Genomic DNA, 20,017 nt, shown 5'->3' with positions numbered 1-20,017 from the left:
GTGATCAGCCCCAGCCCGGATTCTCGCCGCCGCGGTACCGGGCGACCGACAGCGGCGTCGACCACTGCCGCCGGCGCGACGTGCTCGCCGATGCGATCACGAGTCCCAGCCCGCCGAGTGCGAAGATCGCCGCCGACCCGAGCACCACGGGCAGCGTGCGGAGCGCGAGCCGCGGGACGACCTGCGTCCACGTGCTGTTGTCGATGGCGCTCATGAGATGGACCGGGAGCAGGTAGCCGAACACGAGGATCGACACGGCGAGGGCCAAGCCGAACTCGCCGAGCCCGCGGAGGACGTCGCGCCGCTCGGGCCGTGTGACGACGGCGAGCAGCAGCGTGACGGCGGCGAGCCCGGCGGAGATCATCATGATCCACGTCAGCGCGGTGCTGGTGGTGCGCAGCGTGCCGATCGGGTTGATCGGCATCGTGACGGTCTGCACGTCGGCGGCGCGCTGGTCGCGCACGATGTCGACCATCTGTGCGCCGGTGAGCCTGATCGGATCGTCGTCGCGGTTGCCGATGACCCGGTCGTGGGCCTCTTCGATGATCGGGCCCATCATCGCCGCGCCGGCCCGCGTGCTGAGGATCTCGGTCTCGAGGAAGGTCCCGAGGTCGGACGCCGACCGTTCGACGACCGGCGCGCTCGCCCCGGTGACGACCGTGTTGATGTCCTGGCGGATGTCGGGATCCTCGAGGATCGCAGCAGCGGTGTCGCGCGAGGAATCGGGGGTGAACACGATCCGCTGCATCCACCACGCGCCGGCACTCACGCTGAGCGCGACGGCTGCCACGAGGAACAGCACGCCCGCGAGACTTCGTTCCATCGGCGGAGAGTCTGGCAAACCCGGTCGCTATCGTGCGAGTGTGAGCGAGATCCAGCCGGTCACCGACTTCCCGTCCCGGCCGAGGTTGCTCGCCCGGGGCATCACGCGGCGGTGCGCGTGGTGCGGCGATCGCAAGGCCTACTTCGTCGGGTGGTTCCGGCGTCAGGATCGGTGCCGGCGGTGCGGCCACGCGTACCGCCGGGGCGACGAGGCCTTCGAACTCGGCGCGATCACGGCCAACATCATCCTGACGTTCGGCACCATCCTGCTGACGATCCTGGTGATGGTGGCGGTCACGGCTCCCGACGTGCCCGTGCTCGGCACGGTGATCGTCACGGCCGGCGTGGCCCTGATCGGGCCGGCGCTGTTCTACCCGATCTCGTTCACGCTCTGGCAGGCCGTCGATCTGTGGATGCGCCGTCCCACGCCGGCCGAGCTGGCCGGCGAGACCGACGCCACGCTCTGAGGGCCGGGCTCCGAAGGCTCGGGGGCGCGCGGCGGGGTCGGCCGGCCGGTCGATCGAACGGTCGTTCCCGACGATGCTTGCCGAACGGTTGTTCGACAACTACAGTGATGTCATTCGCCGAACACCGTCACACCCCTTCCGTACGGTGCTCATCAGTCATCACCAGACGGATCGGGCTCGTGCCCCCGAACGAAGCAGGAAGTAGGAGAACAACATGAGCAACGACCGTGACAAGGCGCTCGACATGGCGCTGTCGCAGATCGACAAGCAGTTCGGCAAGGGGTCGATCATGCGGATGGGTGAGAAGGGCACCATGGCCGTCGAGTCGGTGTCCACCGGCGCTCTGTCGCTCGACCTCGCGCTGGGCATCGGCGGGCTGCCCCGGGGGCGCGTGACCGAGATCTACGGTCCCGAGTCGTCCGGCAAGTCGACGCTGGCGATGCACGTCGTGGCCGAGGCCCAGCGCAACGGCGGCGTGTGCGCGTACATCGACGCCGAGCACGCGATGGACCCGGTGTACGCCAAGGCGATCGGCGTCGACATCGACCAGCTGCTCATCTCCCAGCCCGACACGGGCGAGCAGGCGCTCGAGATCGCGGACATGCTGGTCCGGTCGGGTGCGATCGACGTGGTCGTGGTCGACTCGGTCGCCGCCCTGACGCCGCGCGCCGAGATCGAGGGCGAGATGGGCGACACCCACGTCGGGCTGCAGGCCCGGCTGATGAGCCAGGCGCTCCGCAAGCTCACCGGCAACCTCAGCAAGACCAAGACGATCGCCGTCTTCATCAACCAGCTGCGCGAGAAGATCGGTGTGATGTTCGGGTCGCCCGAGACCACACCCGGCGGCCGGGCGCTGAAGTTCTACTCCTCGGTCCGCCTCGACATCCGCCGCATCGAGTCGTTGAAGGACGGCGCCGAGGTGGTCGGCAACCGCACCCGGGTCAAGGTCGTGAAGAACAAGGTGTCGCCGCCGTTCAAGCAGGCCGAGTTCGACATCATGTACGGCAAGGGCATCAGCCGCGAGGGCGCGCTGCTCGACATGGCGGTCGACCTCGGCATCGTCACCAAGTCGGGCGCCTGGTTCACGTACGAGGGCGAGCAGCTCGGTCAGGGCCGCGAGAACGCGAAGACGTTCCTCATCGAGAATCCCGAGGTGATGGTCGAGATCAGCGACAGAGTCATGATCGCCGCCGGTCTCAAGCCCGACCCCAACGCCACCGACCCCGACGCCGCCGGCGAGGCGTTCACCGACGCCGACGACGAGCCGATCACGCTCGACTGATCAGGGCCGCTCGTGACGGTCCCCCAGCGCATCTCCATGGTCACGCTCGGCGTGGCCGACGTCGCCCGGGCGACCACGTTCTACGAGTCGCTCGGCTGGCGTTCGTCGTCGAGCTCGAACGACCAGGTCGCCTTCTTCCGGATGCAGGGGAGCGTTCTGGGGTTGCACGGCCGCGAACCGCTCGCGGACGACGCCGCCGTCGACGCTGACGGGTCGGGTTTCCGAGCGGTGACCTTGGCGCTCAATTGCGACAGTCCCGCCGAGGTCGACGCGGTGTTCGACGAGTGGGTTGCGGCCGGTGCGACCGCAGTGAAGGAGCCACAGCCCGTGTTCTGGGGTGGCTACTCCTCGTACGTCGCCGACCCCGACGGCCATCTCTGGGAGATCGCCCACAACCCGTACTCGCCCAACGACGATTCGGGCCGGATGACCCTGCAGGGCTGAGAGCGCGCGTCTGGTCGACTCCCCATGGTCGCTGCCCGCCCTTCAGGGAGTCAGCGGGTCGGCGACGTCGATCGGGTCGTCGGCCATGTTCAGATGGAGTCGGTCGCCCGTGTACGCATGTGCGCGGGCGACGTCCTCGTCGAGCTCGACACCGAGCCCGGGCTCGTTCGACGGGACCACCCGGCCGTCCTCCCACCGCAGCGGCGTTCGCAGCAGGTCGGCGTGGAAGCCGGTGAGGTCGCGGATCACCTCGAGGATCAGGAAGTTCGGCGAGCACGTGGCGAGCTGGATGTTCGCAGCCAAGCCGATCGGGCCGTTGTAGCAGTGCGGCGCGATCTGGGCGCCGAACGCCTCCGCCAGCGCTGCGATCTTCTTGCCCTCCAGCAACCCGCCCGCTCGCGCCAGGTTGAGCTGGATGATCGACGCCGCCTTCGCCTCGAGCACACGGGCGAACTCGGACGTCGACGTGAGTCGTTCGCCGGTCGCGATCGGGATGCTGGTCTGGTGCGCCACCTTGGCCATCGAGGCGACATCGTCGGGCGGCACGGGCTCCTCGAACCACAGCGGGTCGAACGGTTCCAGCCGTCGTGCGAGTCGGAGCGCGCCCGATGACGTGAACTGGCCGTGCGTGCCGAACAGGATGTCGGCACGATCGCCGACCGCATCGCGGATCAGGCGCACGAATCGCTCGGACAGGTCGAGCCGCTCGAGCGACGGCTGATGGCCGCCCATCGCCGTGTACGGGCCGGCCGGGTCGAGCTTGACGGCGGTGAACCCGCGCTCGACCTCCTCGAGTGCGCGACGTGCGCCGAGCTCGGGGTCGACGTAGACGTCGGTCTCGTCGTCCGGCTCGGGGTACAGGTAGGTGTACGAGCGCAACGACTCATGGACCCGACCTCCGAGGAGCTCGTAGACGGGCTTCCCCGCCGCCTTGCCGACGATGTCCCAGCAGGCCATCTCGAGCCCACTCGTCGCGCCGGAGAGCGTGACGTCGGGTCGTTGCGTGAAGCCTCGGCCGTACGCCCGCCGCCAGAACCGTTCGATGTGGTGGGGGTCGTGGCCGATCAGGAACTGGTCGGCGAGGTCGGTGATGCCGGACGCGACCACGTTCGGCCGGAACGTCGCGCCATACGCCTCGCCGTACCCGACGACGCCATCGTCGGTCGTGAGCTTGACGACGACGAAGTACGTCCCGCCGAACGCCGGCGGCGGGTTCTCGACGACGAACGTCTCGACATCGGCGATGCGCATCAGCGGAGTCTCACAGGTGGGTCAGGCGTCGTCGAAGACGATCACGTTGCGCAGGGCCGTGCCCTTCCGGACCTCGTCCATCGCCTCGTTGATCTGCTCGAGCGGGAACGTCCGGCTCACGAGGTCGTCGAGCTCGAGCTCGCCGTCGAGGTATCGGGTGACGAGCGCCGGGATGTCCCGCGCGATCACCGACGTGCCCATCTTCGAGCCGAGGATGCGCTGGTTCTCGCCGGCCAGGCTGCCGGGGTCGAACTGGCCGGTGACGCCCGTCGGCGGCATGCCGACGATCACGATCGCCGACATCGCACCGGCCAGGACCGGCGCGCTGGCGAGTGCGGTCGGCGCACCGGTGGCCACGAACACGTAGTCGGCGAGGAGCCCGCCCGTGAGCTCGGTCACGAGCGCCTGCAGGTCGGCCGGCGAGACCGCGTGCGTGGCGCCGAGATGGATGGCGAGGTCGTGCTTCGATTCCTGCGGATCGACGGCGATGATCGGCGAGGCGCCTGCCAGCGCCGCCCCCTGCACGACGTTGAGGCCGACGCCGCCGCAACCGAGCACGACGACCGAGCTGCCCGGCTCGACCTTGGCCGTGTTCAGGACGGCGCCGACGCCGGTGATCACACCGCACGCCAGCAACGACGCCGACGTCATCGGGATCTCGTCGTCGAACGGCACGACCTGCGAGGCGTCGACGACGACCTGCTCGGCGAACGCTGCGGTGCGGAGCCCCTGGCCGACCTCCCGGCCGTCGGCGTCGGTCAGTGGGCTCGCTCGGTCGAGGGATGCCGTGCAGGCGATCTCGGCGCCTCGCTGGCAGCGGTGGCATTCGCCGCACGAACGGATCAAGGTGACGACCACCCGCTGGCCGACCGCGAACCCGACGTCGGCACCGACCTCGACGATCGTCCCGGCCGCCTCGTGGCCCCACACCGCCGGGAGCTCGCCGCCCCACTCGCCGTCTGCGTACGAGACGTCGCTGTGGCAGACGGCGACGGCGGCCAGTGCGACGCGCACCTCACCGGGGCCCGCATCGGCCAGGGTGAGCGGCTCGATCGTCAGCCGCTCACCGAACGCCCGGCTCACCGCAGCTCGCACGGTGACCGGCACGGGTCAGAGTCCCGGCTTCCAGACCATCAGCACCATGCCGACGACGAGGCCGAGGTGGGTCACCCCCGTGCCGGCCGCCAGCTTGGCGGCGGCGGACTCGCTGGCATCGGTGATCGACGGGCGGATCAGGAACCAGCTGACGGCGATCAACACGACCCAGTTGACGATCGACAGGGCCAGCCACGTCTGGGAGAGCTCGTAGGCGCCCTCGGACATGCCGGCGAGGCCCATGCCGAGCACCCAGAGCAGCACGAGCGCCGGGAAGGTCATCCGCATGTGCATCGCGGCCATCGTCTGGGTCTCGCCGGCCTTGCGGAGCCCGGGATAGAGGAAGAGCGGCCCGAATGCGACGATCGCGCTCAGGATGTGGAGCGTCGCCATGATGCGGTAGCCGGTGCTGTCGAGGAGGATGCCGATCACGGCGGGCACGCTAGCGGGGGCGTGCCCGCCGCGTCAGAACGTCAGCGCATCAGAGCTGATCGAGCGCGTCGATCAGGGCGTTCTCGACGACCTCGGTCAGCGCCGGATGGATCCAGAACTGGCCACGGGCCACCTCGGCCGCCGGCTGGTCGAACTGCATCGCCTGGATCATGGGCTGGATCAGCGTCGCGGCCTGCGGGCCGATGATGTGTGCACCCACGATGAGCCCGCTGTCGCGGTCGACGAGCACCTTGGCGAACGACGTCTCGTCGACCAGCGCCCAGCCGTACGCCGTGCCCGCGTAATCGCGACGTCCGACGACGACGTCGATGCCTGCGTCACGTGCCTCGCGTTCGGTCATGCCCACGGCGGCGACTTGCGGGTTGCTGAAGACCGCGGCCGGCACCGCCTTGTAGTCGATCGCCCGGAGGTCGTCGGGGTGGGCCATGTTCCAGAAGGCCACCGCCGCTTCGGCGTTCGCGACGTGCTTGAGCTGGAACTCGTTGGCGATGTCGCCGATCGCCCAGACACCCTCGGCCGACGTGCGCATGTGCTCGTCGACGACGACCGTGCCGTGGTGGTGGCAGTCGAGGCCACCCTCCTCGACATCGAGCAGGTCGCTGTTCGGCTCGCGGCCGGTGGCGACGAGCAGCTCGTCGACCTCGACCTCGTCGCCGGCACAGTGGATGACGATGGCCTTGCCCCGCCGCTCGACCTTGGTGGGCAAGTGCTCGAGGTGCACGTCGACCCGCTCGCCGAAGACCTCGGTGAACCGTTGCGCGACCTCGTGATCCTGGACCCGCAGCAGGACGTCGGAGCGATTGAACAGCGTGACCTGCGAGCCGAGCCCGCTGAACACGTGGCCCATCTCGACTGCGATGTAGCCCCCGCCGATGATGCCCAGGCGCTTGGGCAGCTTCTCGAGCCGCATGATCGAGTCGGACGTGTGGAAGCCGGTCTCGACCAGGCCGGGGATCGGTGGGATGACGGGCCGCGACCCTGCCGCGACCAGCACGTTCGGGGCCGTGATCCGCTCACCCTCGACGTCGAGCACACGATCGCCGACGAAGCGCGCGGTGCCCTCGATCAGGGTGACGTTGGGCGACCCGTTGGCCCGGTACTCACGGCCTCCCTCGGCGATCGGGTCGATGCGTCCGAACACGCGGTCGCGAATCGCCGCCCAATCGGCCCCGTGGAACCGCACGTCGACGCCCAGGCGCTCGCTGTGGTTGGCCTCGACGGCGATGTCGGCCGGCTTCACGAACATCTTCGACGGGATGCAGCCGACGTTGAGGCAGGTGCCGCCGAACGTCCCCCGCTCAACGATCGCGATGTCCCAGTCGGCCAGGAAGTCGGGAATCGCGTTGCCCGAGCCGCTCCCGACGATGATCAGGTCGTACTGGCTGGGTTCGGCGCGAGCGGACACGGCTCAGATGAACCCGTGCCGGACCCCGGATGTTCCCGGCGATCAGTCGGCGGGCAGCGTCACGACGACGCCGCGGTCGCCGTACGGGATGCGGTTGCGCTTGACGATGCCGCCCACGGTGCCGAGGAATTTGGTGATCTTGGTCATGAACCCGTACTTGGCCTTGATCTTCGCGGTGATGTCGGCGAGCTCGTCGCCGGTGACGAGCTCGGCGGTGGCCTCGATCGCGTCGGTGCCGTCCTTGACGTTCCCGCGGGCGTCCGACGGCTGCACCGTGACCTTCGCGGTGTGTGCGAGACGCTTCGCCTTGCCCGAACCCGAGCTGGTGTAGAAGCCGACCTTGCCGTCACCCAGGTCGGCCACCCACACCGGGGTCGGCACCGGCGTGCCGTTCTTCCGGTAGGTCGTCAACAGCATGTACTTCTCGTCCTGCAGCGCCATGGCACGACAGTACCAGCGGCCCGCCGGGCGGCCTCCCGATAGCCTCACCGGTCATGGGGGAGCCCCGCAGCTACATCCTGCGCACCTACGGGTGCCAGATGAACGAGCACGACTCCGAGCGCATCGCCGGGCTGCTCGAGGCCGACGGCATGGTCCGCGCCGAGTCCGAGGACGATGCCGACGTCGTCGTCCTCAACACCTGCTGCATCCGCGAGAACGCCGACAACAAGCTCTACGGCAACCTCGGGCACCTCAAGCCCTGGAAGGAGGCCCGCGAAGGCCGCCAGATCGTCGTCTCGGGCTGCCTCGCCCAGAAGGACCGCGAGTTGGTCGCGACGAAGGCCCGCCACGTCGACGTGGTGATGGGCACGCACAACGTGCATCGCGCCGCCGAGCTGCTCGATGCAGCGGCCGCGACCGACGGGCCACTCGTCGAGATCCTCGAAGCGGCCGTCGTCGACGATCACGCCATGTTCCCGTCGGCGCTGCCCGTTCGCCGCGAGACGAGCTACAACGCCTGGGTCACCATCCAGATCGGCTGCGACAACAACTGTGCCTTCTGCATCGTGCCGGCGGTGCGCGGCGAGGAGATGAGCCGGCCGTACGCCGACGTCATCGCCGAGGTCGAACGGCTCGCCGAGGACGGGGTCACCGAGGTCACCCTGCTCGGCCAGAACGTCAACTCGTACGGGCGCGATCTCCAGCTCGCGGCGCGGCGGGCCGGCGACGACTCGGCCCGACTGCGTCCGCTGTTCGCCGATCTGCTGCGCGACGTCGGGTCGGTCGAGGGCATCCGACGCGTTCGCTACACCAGTCCCCATCCCAAGGACATGCGACCCGAGACGTTCGCCGCCATGGCCGACACGCCTGCCGTGTGCGAGCACCTGCACTACCCGCTGCAGTCGGGGAGCGACCGGGTCCTCGCCCTGATGCACCGCGGCTACACCGGCGAGCGGTATCTCGACAAGCTCGCCCAAGCGCGCCGTACCGTGCCCGATCTCGCCGTCTCGACCGACATCATCGTGGGCTTCCCGGGTGAGACCGAGGCCGACTTCGAGCGCACGCTCGAGGTCGCGGCGGCGGCGGAGTACGACTACGCCTACACCTTCATCTTCTCGCCCCGGCCCGGCACCGAGGCCGCCGAGATGGAGGCCGACTTCGTCGATCCGGCGGTCGCCGGCGAGCGGTTCCAGCGGCTCCGCGTGGTCATCGAGCACGCTGCCCTGCAGCGACACGAGGCGCGGGTCGGCCGTGTCGAGGAGGTCCTCGTCGAGGGCCCGTCGAAGCGCAAGCCCGACGTCGTGTCAGGGCGCACCCGGCAGAACAAGCTGGTCCACTTCGCGCCGCCGTCGCCGATCCGCACGGGCAGCTATGCGACCGTCGAGATCACTCGCGCCGCGCCGCACCACCTCGAGGGCCGGCTCGTCGAGCTGACGAGCGAGCCGACGCACAAGCTGCGCATCCCCGTCGCCGCACTGTGAGCCGACCTCCGGCCCGGGTCGCCGTCGTCGGGCCGACGGCTTCGGGGAAGTCCTCCGTCGCCATGGCGGCTGCCGCCGAGCTCGGCGATGTCGAGCTGATCTCGGTCGACTCGATGCAGGTCTACCGCGGCATGGACATCGGCACCGCCAAGCCATCGGCGGCCGAGCGGGCCCGCGTGCCCCACCACCTAGTCGACCTGGTCGACCCGGCACACGACTTCACCGTCGCCGAGTTCCAGCGCGCCTACCGAGACGTGGTCGCAGACCTGGCCCGGCGTCACCGTCGAGCGATCCTCGTCGGCGGGACCGGCCTCTACCACCGCGCCGCGATCGACGACTTCGAGATGCCGGGCGAGTGGCCGGCGATCAGGGCCCGGCTCGAGGCCGAGGCCGCCGAGGGTGGGCCCGAGGCGCTGCACGCCCGGCTCGCCGACACCGACCCCGACGCCGCGGCGAAGATGGAACCGACGAACGTCCGGCGGATCGTGCGCGCACTCGAGGTGTGCGAAGGCAGCGGCCGCAGGTTCAGCTCGTACGGGCCGGGGCTCGACGCGTATCCCGGGACCGACGTCGTCCAGGTCGGGTTGCGGTGGGATCGTGCAGTGCTCGCCACACGCATCGAGAGGCGCGTGGCGCTCATGATGGAAGCCGGCCTGCTCGACGAGGTCCGCGGCCTGCTGGCCGCCGGTTGGTCGCGCACCGCGTCCCAAGCGCTCGGCTACAAGGAGCTCGCGGCCCACCTCGATGGCACGTGCACGCTCGACGCCGCCGTCGAGCGGATCATCGTACGAACCCGACAGTTCTCGGTGCGTCAACTGCGATGGTTCGGCCGCGACCCGCGCATACGCTGGGTGGACGTGGAGGACGAACCGGTGGCCGAGGCACTGCCGGCCGTCCTGGCCGCGTTCGATTCATGACGTCCCTCACCCTCACCAAGCACCACGGACTGGGCAACGACTTCCTCGTGGTGTTCCACCCCGGCATCGACGACCTCCCCGACCTGGCCCGGCGGCTCTGCGACCGGCGGCGCGGCATCGGTGCCGACGGGCTGCTGATCGCCGAGTCGCCGCCCGCCGACGATCAGCGCACGACGCAGTACGGCGCGACGATGATCCTCTACAACGCCGACGGGAGCCGGGCCGAGATGAGCGGCAACGGGATCCGCTGCTTCGTCCAGGCGCTGTCGATGCGCCACGACGGCGACCTGAGCGACGTGTCGATCCACACCGATGCCGGCATGCGCATCGTGTCGGTGGCGGCGACCGACCGCTCCGACACGATCAGGGCGAGCGTCGACATGGGCGAGATCACGCGTCTCGACGAGCCCGACGGCTGGGCGGCGTTGGGGTGTCATCCCGACCGCCCGGTCGCCCACCTCAGCCTCGGCAACCCGCATGGCGTCGTCGGGGTCGACGACGTCGACGTGGTCGACCTGGCCGAACTGGGTGCGAAGGTGCCCGACATCAACCTCGAGATCGTGGCTCCCGGCGAGCACCAGGACGAGATCCGCATGCGCGTCCACGAGCGCGGCGCTGGGATCACAGAGGCATGCGGCACCGGCGCATGCGCTTCCGCCCACGCGGCCGCAGCGTGGGGCCTCGCCACCCCCGTCGGCGGGAAACTGACGGTGCACATGGACGGCGGCAGTGCGACAGTGGAGCTCGACGCGCCCGAACCCGGCCGCGTCACGTTGACCGGCCCGGCGACCTACGTCGGCACGATCGAGGTGAACGCGTGAACACCCCGTACCAAGAGGCTCTCGGCGCCACACTCATCGACCGGACGGTGCGCGAGAAGATCGTGCTCGTCGCGGTGGCGCTGCCGGGCGACACCGAGGAGTCGGTCGACGCCAGCCTCGACGAGCTCGAGCTGCTGGTCGACACCGCCGGTGCCGACGTCGCCGCGCGCGTCGTGCAACGGCGGGACTCGCCCGACCACACCTGGTACATCGGCAAGGGCAAGGCCGAGGAGCTGAAAGGCATCTGCCTGGCGGTCGACGCCGACACGGTGGTCTTCGACAACGAGCTCGCGCCGGCGCAGCAGTTCAACCTCGAGAAGCTCCTCGGCCGCACCGCGATCGACCGCACGGCCGTGATCCTCGACATCTTCGGGCAGAACGCCCACACGCTCGAGGGCAAGGCCCAGGTCGAGCTGGCGCTGTTGCGTTACCGGCTCCCGCGGCTCCGCCGCGGGAAGGGCGCCAAGCTCTCGCAGCAGCGCGGCGGCGTCGGGGCGAGGTTCGGCGGCGGCGAGACGAAGATGGAGGTCGATCGCCGGCGGATCATGCGCCGGATCACCAAGCTCGAGTCCGACCTGAAATCGCTGGCCGCCACCAGGAACCTCCAACGCAAGAGCCGCCGACGCAGCGGCCTCGCCAGCGTGGCGATCGTCGGGTACACCAACGCCGGCAAGTCGACGCTGTTGAACCAGCTGACCGACGCCGGGGTGCTGACCGAGGACCGGCTGTTCGCCACGCTCGACCCGACCACCCGGCGGCTCGCCCTGCCCGGCGGCGAGCCGGTGCTCCTCACCGACACGGTCGGCTTCGTGCGCAGCCTGCCGCACGGCCTCGTCGAGGCCTTCAAGGGCACCCTCGAGGTGGCCGCACTGGCCGACTACCTCGTCCACGTCGTCGATGCGACGTCGAGCGATCCCGACGGCCAGATCGCCGCCGTCCGCGAGGTGCTGGCCGAGATCGACGCCGACGGGGTTCCCGAGCTGATCGTGTTCAACAAGGCCGACCTCGCGCCCGGCGACGCCAAGCAGCTGGCCGGTGACCACGAGGGGTCGGTGGCGGTGAGCGCGGTCACCGGCGAGGGCATCGAGCTGTTCCTGCGAACGCTCGGCGATCGGTTGCGGGCGCTGACTTCGATCGTCGAGCTGGCGATCCCGTACGACCGTGGTGACGTGTTGGCGTCGGTGCACCGCGAGGGCGAGGTCGTCTCGACGACCGAGTCGCCCGACGGCATGCGCATCCGGGCTCGGCTGTCGGAGGCGTCGGTGGGTCGGCTCGCCGAGTTCGTCACCGACGGGCTCACCTGGACGGCGAACGACGAACGCTGAGGCGCGGGTCCGTATCATCGGCAGTCGCATGTCCGAGCCGTTCGTCCCGCCGCCCTATCCCTACGAGCGCATCGACCGGTTCAAGCCGCTGGCCGAGCACTTCGAGGGTGGACTCGTCGACTTCTCGATCGGCACACCGTTCGATCCGCCGCCACCCGCGGTCTCGGCGGTGCTGGCGTCGTCGGGGGCCGAGCGCAGCTACCCGCCGAGCATCGGTACCGGCGAGCTACGGGGCGCAGCCCAACGGTGGATGCAACGGCGACTCGGCGTCGACGTCGACGCCACCCAGGTCGCGGCGTGCATCGGGACGAAGGAGTTCGTGGGCACCTTGCCCCAGTGGATGCAACTTCGCAGCCCCGAGCGGGACACGGTGCTGTTCCCGTCGATCGCGTACCCGACCTACGAGATGGGCGCCACGCTCGCCGGCTGCCGGGCCGTACCCGTGCCGATGTCGCCCACCGGCGGGCTGCAGCTCGACAGGATCGATCCTGCCGACGCTGCGCGGGCACTGCTGCTCTGGGTCAACAGCCCGGCCAACCCGAGCGGCGTGCTCGACGACCTCGCCGCAGCGGCGCAGTGGGGGCGCGACCACGGCGTGCCGGTGTTCAGCGACGAGTGCTACGTCGAGTTCACGTGGGCCGACCGCGGCCGCACGATCCTCGAGCACGGCACCGAGGGCGTGGTCGCCGTCCACTCGCTCTCGAAACGATCGAACCTCGCCGGCGCGCGGCTCGGGTTCTACGCCGGCGACGCCGAGCTGGTCGAGTACCTGCGCGAGGTGCGCAAGCACGTGGGGATGATGGTCCCGGGCCCAGTGCAGGCGGCCGGCGTGGTGGCGCTCGACGACGACGCCCACGTCGACGAGCAGCGCGAGCGGTACCGTCGCCGCCTCGAGCGGATGGCCGGCCTCTTTCGCGCCTGGTCCGGCGCCGACGTGGCGATGCCCGCCGGCGGGTTCTACCTCTGGTTCCACGTCGGTGACGCCTGGGCGTTCACCGAGCGGCTGGCCCGCGAAGCGGGCGCCCTCGTCAGCCCGGGCGACTTCTACGGCGAAGCGGGTTGTGAGTACGTCCGGGTCGCCGTGGTACAACCTGACGAGCGGATCGATCTCGTTGCCCGCCGGCTCGGGGTCGACGGCTGAGACGTCGCTACCGGCGGAAACGAGGATCGATGGTTACGAAGTCCAGAGGGCGTGGGACGGCGGCGGCGATCGGCTTGCTCCTGCTGTTCGCCGGCCTGATCGGCGGCGCCGTGCTCTTCGTCCTGTCGGTGCGCCGGCCGACCCAGGCGGTCGATGGGTTCGCAAGGGCGGCGGTCGGCTGCACGACGACGCTCGACTTCTCGGAATCGGGGACGTTCTACGTGTACCGGGAGGTCGACGGCATCGTCGACCTGCCCGACGGCAGTTGCGATCCGACGGCGACCCAGGGTCGCGAGTTCGGGTTCGAGATCAGCGGCCCGTCCGGCGCGATCGACACGTCGACCGACGACTCGATCTCGTACGAGACCGACGACTTCATCGGCACCTCGGTCGCCCGCATCGAGATCGACGAGCCAGGTGAGTACGAGATCGACGTCGTCGGTGACGACGTCTTGAACGTGGCCGCCGTGGGGCGCGACCCCGACGACGGCGTCGACGAGCTGCGGCGGGGTGCGATCATCGTGGCCGCGGTCGGCGTCCTGCTCGGCCTGCTGCTGCTGGTCGTCGCCGGCCGCCGCTCGAAGAAGGCGGCCGAGGTCGCGATCCCGGACGGGCCGGGGTGGGGGACACCCGCACGCGACGGCGAGAGCGCATGGCCGCCCCGGCCACCGTCGGTGCCGCAGGTGCCGGTCAGCCCGCATCAACCCGATCACCGCGCCGAGGTCGAGCCACCTCCGCCGCCGTTGCCGTCGCGCGAGCCGGCGTCGCCCGCGGCCTGGGCGCCGCCGCCGATGGGCTCTGAGCCGAGCGACGCGGGGCTGCCGGACCCGCCGCCGTCGTCGGCCTCGCCGGTGCCGATGCCGGAGCCGACGCTCCCGGCGTCGCTCGGACGGCCGTCGGGCGTGTCACCCGACGCGCCGCCACCCGACGGTGACGACGAGGTCAGAGACGGCGCATGACGGTGACGACGCGGCCGTAGACCGACACCTCGTCGGCCGAGAACTCCATCGGCTCCATCGTGGAGTTGGCCGGCACCAACGTGACGCGGTCGCCGTCGGCGCGGTAGGTCTTGACCGTCGCCTCGTCGCCCGGGATGCCGGCGACGACGACATCGCCCGGTGCCGCCGTGGTCTGCTGAGCGGCGATCACGAAGTCGCCGTCGAGGATGCCGAGCTCGATCATCGAGTCGCCGCGCACGCGCAGCATGAACAGGTCACCTTCGCCGGTGAAGTCGCTGGGCACGGGGAAGAGCTCTTCGACGTTCTCTTGCGCGAGGACGTCGGTGCCGGCCGCGACGTCGCCGACCAGCGGGACGTGGCGCACGGGCCGCCGCTCCATCACCGCGCCGGAGTTCTCGTCCCAACGGACCTCGATGGCCCGCGGCTTGGTGGGGTCGCGTCGGAGGTAGCCGAGGCGGGTGAGCGTGTTGAGGTGGCTGTGCACCGTGGAGGGGGAGGTGAGGCCCACGGCTTCACCGATCTCGCGGACCGACGGGGGGAAGCCCCGGTCTCGCATCTGCGACTCGATGAACTCGAGGATCTCGCGTTGGCGGGCGCTGATCTGTTTGGCAGCCATGGCCACATCGTACGGGTGTTCGGTGGGCGAGTCAAACATCTGTTCGCGAACGATTGTTCGATTCCGGGGTTGACGGCGAACAGTCGTTCGGGTACAAATGTTCCTCCGTACATTTGTTCGATGACGTGTTGGTCGGTCGGGAGCGGCCGCAGCCCGTCTGATCGGTTGGGAGATCGAATGAGCGCCATGACCGCTACCACCACCTTGACCAGGCCGAACGTTGCCGGCCGGGCGGTGGCCGCGTCGTCCCCCATGCACCGCCGAGCCGTGTCCGACGCCGTCTACCGGCGGCGTCGCACGGTCGTCGGCGGTGCGCTGGCCGTGATCGCGGCACTCGCAGTCACGGTCGGCCACGATGTGCTGGCCGGCTCCGGCGGCGTCCCTGCCTCCGCCGCCGTGAGCCAGCCCGCACACGTGCGCCGCCACGTCACCGCGCTGCCCGGCGACACGTTGTGGTCGATCGCCGCCGTGCACCGCGGCGACGTGCCGATCGGCCGCTACGTCGACACGCTGGTCGACCTCAACGGTGGCGCGTCGATCATGGCCGGGCAGCGCGTCGTCCTGCCCTGAGCCGCTCCACCGGCGGTCGGTAGCCTTGGGGGCGTGCACTGCCCGTCCTGCCGCGCCGACGACACCAAGGTCGTCGACTCGCGCCTCGCGCACGACGGCAACGCGGTGCGCCGGCGCCGCCAGTGCCTGGCATGCGCCTACCGCTTCACCACCTTCGAGCGGGCCGAGGAGACGCCGCTGACCGTCGTCAAGTCGTCGGGTGTGGCCGAACCGTTCGACCGCGACAAGATCATCCACGGCGTGGCATCGGCCTGCAAGGGGCGGGCGGTCGCCGACGAGGCGATCGAGCAGCTCGCGACGTCGGTGGAGGACGAGCTCCGCCTCGTCGGCGGCGAGATCACGTCGTCGCGGATCGGTCTGGCCGTGCTCGACCGGCTGCGCCTGCTCGACGAGGTCGCCTACCTGCGCTTCGCGTCGGTGTACAAGAACTTCGACGCGGCAGCCGACTTCCAGAGCGAGCTCGAGCTGCTCAGCAAGCTGGGCGGCGAGTCGCCCGGCGGCTAGGTGTTCGCGGACCGCACCCAGCGGGTGAAGACGAATCCGTCGTCGTCGGCCAGCAGGTGGGCGAGGTCGTAGCCGCGAATCCGCTCGGGCGCACCCACCGTCAACCGGGGACCGGCGCCCCCGGCGAGCCGCGGCGAGATGGTCAGATCGATCTCGTCGATCAGATCGTCGGCCAGCAGTGCGCCGTTGAGCGTCGGACCTCCCTCGGCCTGCACGTAGCGCGTGCCGGCGTCGATCTCGACGACACGGCCCACCGCCTCGGTCAGGTCGACCAGGTCGTCGCCGGCGCGGAGGACCTCGACCGACCCGTCGATCGTCGCCGAGTGCGGCGCGATCAGGAAGCCGGCGCCGGTCGTGAACAGCGGCGTCGACACGTCGACGCGGCCCGAGTTCGTCACGACGCCGATTCGCTGGCCGGCCTTCTCGGGTGGCCCGTACCCCTCGCCGCGCACCGTGCCGGCCCCGACGATGATCACGTCGGCGAGTTGGCGCAGCGTGTGCAGCACGGCCATGTCGTTGTCGTTGCCGAGCGCGCCGGACGTGCCGTCGACGGCCACCGAGCCGTCCAGGCTCGCCACCATGCACACGCCGATCCACGGGCGCCCGGGCAGCGGCCGGCGGGTCACGTCGTACGCCTCGCGCACGGTGGTGGCGGCGGTCGGCGACGGGTGCAGGCGACGCAGCGCGGGTGTCATGGGGCGATCATGGCAGCTGGGGCGGTGGCTGTGGGTAAGCGCCCGCCTGTCCACAAACGGGCCCACAGGAAAAGACCGGAATTCACATCGTTGTCCCCTTCCGTTCCACAAGGCGTCATCCGTAGGGTGGGCCCTCGTGCCGGAGGTGGCGCGACACACGGACGATCTGGTGGAAGGAAATCGGGAGTTGGCTGCGTTGGGGGCAAAGCCGATTGCTGACCGCATGGAGTCGACGGGCTCTGAACCTGTGTGTCGTGCCTCCCGGGCACGGTCGCCCCGAACGGCCGGACGGGCCCATCGCGGCTGGTCAGGGGATTGTTTGTGGTGATCGCCGAGCGATCATTGACACGGCCGTAACTACAGTGGTGTAATACGTCCCCCCACGACACAACTTCTTGTGCCGACCGCGCGGGAAGGTCCGGGAATCAACCACATCTTGTGTCTCTCACTCCGGAAGGAACTCCCATGTCTCTGGCGCCCGATCGTCTCTCCGCCACCGGCCGGCTCGGCTTCCGCCGGCTGTTCACGTCGCCGGGCGTCGATCCGTACGACGAGGTGGTGTGGGAGCGACGCGACGCCCGGATCACCAACTGGAAGGACGGGTCGGTCGCCTTCGAGCAGCTCGACGTCGAGTTCCCGGTGACTTGGTCGGTCAACGCCACCAACATCGTCACCCAGAAGTACTTCCGGGGCACGCTCGGCACGCCCGAGCGTGAGACCTCGCTGCGCCAGGTCATCGATCGTGTCGTCGACACCATCACGCAGTGGGGCCGCGAGGGCGACTACTTCGCCGACCGGGACGAGGAACAGGCGTTCAGCGACGAACTGAAGTACATCCTGGTCACGCAGCGCGCGGCGTTCAACAGCCCGGTGTGGTTCAACATCGGCGTCAAGGGCGTGCCGCAGCAAGCGAGCGCCTGCTTCATCCTGTCGGTCGACGACAAGATGAGCTCGATCCTCAACTGGTACCGCGAGGAGGGCGTGATCTTCAAGGGCGGGTCCGGCTCGGGCGTGAACCTGTCGAAGATCCGCTCCAGCATCGAGCCGCTCGAGGGTGGCGGCACCGCGTCGGGGCCCGTCAGCTTCATGCGTGGCGCCGACGCGTCGGCCGGCACCATCAAGTCGGGCGGCAAGACCCGCCGCGCGGCCAAGATGGTCATCCTCGACGTCGAGCACCCCGACGTCGAAGAGTTCGTCTGGTGCAAGGTCAAAGAGGAGCGCAAGGCGCGCGTGCTGCGTGACGCCGGCTTCGACATGGACCTCGACGGCGTCGACTCGTTCTCGATCCAGTACCAGAACGCCAACAACTCGGTGCGGGTCACCGACGAGTTCATGCAGGCCGTCGTCGACGACGCCGACTGGGGCCTCAAGGCGGTCACCACCGGCGAGGTCATCAAGACGGTGCGGGCCCGCGACCTGTGGCACCAGATCGCCCAGGCCGCGTGGGAGTGCGCCGACCCCGGGCTGCAGTTCGACACGACGATCAACCGTTGGCACACGGCCCACAACACCGGCCGCATCAACGGCTCGAACCCCTGCTCGGAGTACATGCACCTCGACAACTCGGCGTGCAACCTGGCCTCGATCAACCTGCTCAAGTACCTCGGCGACGACGACACGTTCGACGTCGACGCCTACATGCACACGATCGAGCTGGTGTTCACCGCGCAGGAGATCCTCGTCGGCCGGGCCGACTACCCGACCGAGCCGATCGGCGAGACGAGCCGCCAGTTCCGCCAGCTCGGCCTGGGGTACGCCAACCTCGGCGCGCTGCTGATGGCCCTCGGCCACGCTTACGACTCGGCCGAGGGTCGGGCCTGGGCGGCGGCGCTGACGTCGCTCATGACCGGCCATGCCTACGCCGTCAGCGCCAAGACCGCCGAGCGGCTCGAACCCTTCGGAGGCTTCGCCGACAACGCAGAGCACATGCTTCGGGTGCTCGAGATGCATCGCGACGCCGCCTACCGGATCGACAACGACGACGTGGTGCCCGACGACCTGCTGTCGGCCGGGCAGCGGGCCTGGGAGGTCGCGCTGCGCGACGGCCACGAGCACGGCGTGCGCAACAGCCAGGCCTCGGTGCTCGCGCCGACCGGCACGATCGGGCTGATGATGGACTGTGACACGACCGGCATCGAGCCCGACCTCGGCCTCGTGAAGATGAAGAAGCTGGTCGGCGGTGGCACGATGTCGATCGTCAACCAGACGATCCCGCGGGCGCTGCGGCGCCTCGGCTACGACGCCCAGCAGGTCGACGAGATCATCGCCCACATCGACGAGCACAAGTCGATCCTCGGCGCCCCGCACCTGGCGGCCGAGCACGTGCCGGTGTTCGCCTGCTCGATGGGCGACAACACCATCCACTACGAGGGTCACGTCCGGATGATGGGCGCGGTGCAGCCGTTCCTGTCCGGCGCGATCTCCAAGACGGTCAACATGCCCGAGGAGGCATCGGTCGACGACGTCGCCGCGCTCCACCAGCTGAGCTGGGAGCTGGGGCTCAAGGCGGTGGCGATCTACCGCGACAACTGCAAGGTCGCCCAGCCGCTCTCGACCGCCAAGAAGGACGACGAGTCCTCCGATGCCGACACCGCGAGTGGCGGCGCGGTCGCCGCCGCGACCGACGTCGTCGAGAAGATCGTCGAGAAGGTGGTCCACAAGCCGATCCGCCAGAAGCTGCCCCGCTCCCGTGCGGCCAAGACGTTCGAGTTCCGCGTCGCCGACTGCAAGGGTTTCGCCACCATCGGCGAGTACGAGAACGGCCAGCCCGGCGAGATCTTCCTGACCGTGTCGAAGCAGGGCTCGACCCTCGCCGGCATCATGGACGCGTTCGCCAAGTCGATCAGCTACGGCCTCCAGTACGGCGTGCCGTTGCGGGCCTACGTCGAGGCGTTCGTCAACATGAAGTTCGAGCCGGCCGGCATGACCGACGATCCCGATCTCCGCATCGCCAGCTCGATCATGGACTACCTGTTCCGCCGTCTGGCGCTCGACTACATGCCGTACGACGAGCGCGTCGAGCTGAGCATCTTCTCGGTCGCGGAGCGCACCCAGCCGACGCTGCCGGGTGTGGACGAGGCCGTGATCGAGACGTCGACGGGCAGCGAGGTCGTCGCCGATCCGAAGAGCGTGCCGTCGGCCGACGAGCTCGCCGCCGGGCTCGAGACCGGAACCGTCGAGCCCACCGTCGAGGACAACACGCCCGCCCGCGGCATCACGGGCTCGGCCGAGCCGGCGGTGGCCAGCCCGATCGACGCCCCGATGTGCATGCAGTGCGGCGTGCACATGGTGCGGGCCGGCAGCTGCCACGCCTGCCCGAGCTGCGGCA

General features: G+C 69.7%; 20 protein-coding genes. 12 read left to right on the top strand and 8 right to left on the bottom strand.

Translation table 11 applies throughout. The features are described from left to right. Window positions 1-4: 4 nt before the first annotated feature. On the bottom strand, window positions 5-823 hold the full coding sequence (locus tag QNJ12_RS13675) for a hypothetical protein (protein ID WP_300623282.1): 819 nt from the start codon (window positions 821-823) through the stop codon (window positions 5-7). Between the two features lie 40 nt (window positions 824-863). Here QNJ12_RS13675 and QNJ12_RS13670 point away from each other — a divergent pair, with 40 nt between their 5' ends. The 3 genes from QNJ12_RS13670 (at window position 864) to QNJ12_RS13660 (ending at window position 3,015) form a co-directional block, all read left to right on the top strand. Further along, window positions 864-1,289: a DUF983 domain-containing protein gene (locus tag QNJ12_RS13670; RefSeq protein ID WP_300623281.1), complete on the top strand. Its 426-nt coding sequence runs from the start codon at window positions 864-866 to the stop codon at window positions 1,287-1,289. Window positions 1,290-1,503: 214 nt separating this feature from the next. Continuing rightward, window positions 1,504-2,571, top strand: coding sequence for a recombinase RecA (gene recA, locus QNJ12_RS13665; RefSeq protein WP_300623279.1), 1,068 nt, complete (start codon window positions 1,504-1,506; stop codon window positions 2,569-2,571). A 36-nt stretch (window positions 2,572-2,607) separates the two neighbouring features. Continuing rightward, a complete protein-coding gene (locus QNJ12_RS13660; RefSeq protein ID WP_367281791.1) occupies window positions 2,608-3,015 on the top strand; it encodes a VOC family protein in 408 nt (135 codons plus the stop codon). Between the two features lie 42 nt (window positions 3,016-3,057). Here the strand turns inward: QNJ12_RS13660 and QNJ12_RS13655 are convergent, their stop codons facing one another. Genes QNJ12_RS13655 through QNJ12_RS13635 form a run of 5 tightly spaced genes read right to left on the bottom strand, consistent with a single transcriptional unit; the run spans window position 3,058 to window position 7,660 of the window. Beyond that, the gene (locus QNJ12_RS13655) at window positions 3,058-4,266 is read right to left on the bottom strand and encodes a mandelate racemase/muconate lactonizing enzyme family protein (RefSeq protein WP_300623277.1); all 1,209 of its coding nucleotides are present in this window, start codon (window positions 4,264-4,266) and stop codon (window positions 3,058-3,060) included. A gap of 21 nt (window positions 4,267-4,287) precedes the next feature. Further along, window positions 4,288-5,349 carry an alcohol dehydrogenase catalytic domain-containing protein gene (locus QNJ12_RS13650; protein ID WP_300623275.1) on the bottom strand — a complete coding sequence of 354 codons (1,062 nt, stop codon included), beginning with the start codon at window positions 5,347-5,349 and terminating at the stop codon, window positions 4,288-4,290. A 27-nt stretch (window positions 5,350-5,376) separates the two neighbouring features. Then, window positions 5,377-5,793, bottom strand: coding sequence for a hypothetical protein (locus QNJ12_RS13645; protein ID WP_300623273.1), 417 nt, complete (start codon window positions 5,791-5,793; stop codon window positions 5,377-5,379). 49 nt (window positions 5,794-5,842) lie between these two features. Next, a complete protein-coding gene (locus tag QNJ12_RS13640; protein WP_300623272.1) occupies window positions 5,843-7,219 on the bottom strand; it encodes a mycothione reductase in 1,377 nt (458 codons plus the stop codon). A 42-nt stretch (window positions 7,220-7,261) separates the two neighbouring features. After that, window positions 7,262-7,660 carry a PPOX class F420-dependent oxidoreductase gene (locus tag QNJ12_RS13635; RefSeq protein ID WP_300623271.1) on the bottom strand — a complete coding sequence of 133 codons (399 nt, stop codon included), beginning with the start codon at window positions 7,658-7,660 and terminating at the stop codon, window positions 7,262-7,264. 53 nt (window positions 7,661-7,713) lie between these two features. On the opposite strand from QNJ12_RS13635, the gene miaB reads away from it, so the two are divergent. Genes miaB through QNJ12_RS13605 form a run of 6 tightly spaced genes read left to right on the top strand, consistent with a single transcriptional unit; the run spans window position 7,714 to window position 14,304 of the window. Beyond that, window positions 7,714-9,141, top strand: a complete 1,428-nt coding sequence (gene miaB, locus QNJ12_RS13630) for a tRNA (N6-isopentenyl adenosine(37)-C2)-methylthiotransferase MiaB (protein ID WP_300623269.1) — start codon at window positions 7,714-7,716, stop codon at window positions 9,139-9,141. Continuing rightward, the gene (gene miaA, locus QNJ12_RS13625) at window positions 9,138-10,058 is read left to right on the top strand and encodes a tRNA (adenosine(37)-N6)-dimethylallyltransferase MiaA (RefSeq protein ID WP_300623268.1); all 921 of its coding nucleotides are present in this window, start codon (window positions 9,138-9,140) and stop codon (window positions 10,056-10,058) included. Before miaB ends, miaA begins: the two co-directional genes overlap by 4 nt. After that, window positions 10,055-10,879 carry a diaminopimelate epimerase gene (dapF, locus tag QNJ12_RS13620; protein WP_300623266.1) on the top strand — a complete coding sequence of 275 codons (825 nt, stop codon included), beginning with the start codon at window positions 10,055-10,057 and terminating at the stop codon, window positions 10,877-10,879. Before miaA ends, dapF begins: the two co-directional genes overlap by 4 nt. Next, complete coding sequence (gene hflX / locus QNJ12_RS13615; RefSeq protein ID WP_300623265.1) at window positions 10,876-12,204, top strand: GTPase HflX; 1,329 nt, start codon at window positions 10,876-10,878, stop codon at window positions 12,202-12,204. The genes dapF and hflX overlap by 4 nt, the downstream gene beginning before the upstream one ends. A gap of 28 nt (window positions 12,205-12,232) precedes the next feature. Then, window positions 12,233-13,345 (top strand): aminotransferase class I/II-fold pyridoxal phosphate-dependent enzyme, encoded by a 1,113-nt coding sequence (locus QNJ12_RS13610; RefSeq protein ID WP_300623264.1) that lies wholly within the window; start codon window positions 12,233-12,235, stop codon window positions 13,343-13,345. Between the two features lie 29 nt (window positions 13,346-13,374). Further along, window positions 13,375-14,304, top strand: coding sequence for a hypothetical protein (locus QNJ12_RS13605; RefSeq protein ID WP_300623263.1), 930 nt, complete (start codon window positions 13,375-13,377; stop codon window positions 14,302-14,304). On the opposite strand, the gene lexA is transcribed toward QNJ12_RS13605, so the two are convergent. Then, on the bottom strand, window positions 14,288-14,920 hold the full coding sequence (gene lexA / locus QNJ12_RS13600; RefSeq protein ID WP_300623261.1) for a transcriptional repressor LexA: 633 nt from the start codon (window positions 14,918-14,920) through the stop codon (window positions 14,288-14,290). The two genes, QNJ12_RS13605 and lexA, sit on opposite strands and share 17 nt — an antisense overlap. Before the next feature lie 267 nt (window positions 14,921-15,187). On the opposite strand from lexA, the gene QNJ12_RS13595 reads away from it, so the two are divergent. Next, a complete protein-coding gene (locus tag QNJ12_RS13595) occupies window positions 15,188-15,490 on the top strand; it encodes a LysM peptidoglycan-binding domain-containing protein (protein ID WP_300623259.1) in 303 nt (100 codons plus the stop codon). 33 nt (window positions 15,491-15,523) lie between these two features. Further along, window positions 15,524-15,994, top strand: coding sequence for a transcriptional regulator NrdR (nrdR, locus tag QNJ12_RS13590; RefSeq protein ID WP_300623258.1), 471 nt, complete (start codon window positions 15,524-15,526; stop codon window positions 15,992-15,994). Here nrdR and QNJ12_RS13585 read toward each other — a convergent pair. After that, on the bottom strand, window positions 15,991-16,689 hold the full coding sequence (locus tag QNJ12_RS13585) for a dihydrofolate reductase family protein (RefSeq protein WP_300623257.1): 699 nt from the start codon (window positions 16,687-16,689) through the stop codon (window positions 15,991-15,993). The two genes, nrdR and QNJ12_RS13585, sit on opposite strands and share 4 nt — an antisense overlap. Window positions 16,690-17,154: 465 nt before the next feature. Between QNJ12_RS13585 and QNJ12_RS13580 the strand changes: the two genes are divergently transcribed. After that, on the top strand, window positions 17,155-20,017 hold a 2,863-nt coding region (locus tag QNJ12_RS13580), incomplete at its 3' end, for a vitamin B12-dependent ribonucleotide reductase (protein WP_300623256.1).

The sequence above is a fragment of the Ilumatobacter sp. genome (assembly GCF_030065885.1).
Lineage (GTDB): Bacteria > Actinomycetota > Acidimicrobiia > Acidimicrobiales > Ilumatobacteraceae > Ilumatobacter.
Note: the sequence above shows the minus strand (reverse complement) of the source record. Positions and strands in the feature narration are given on the sequence as shown.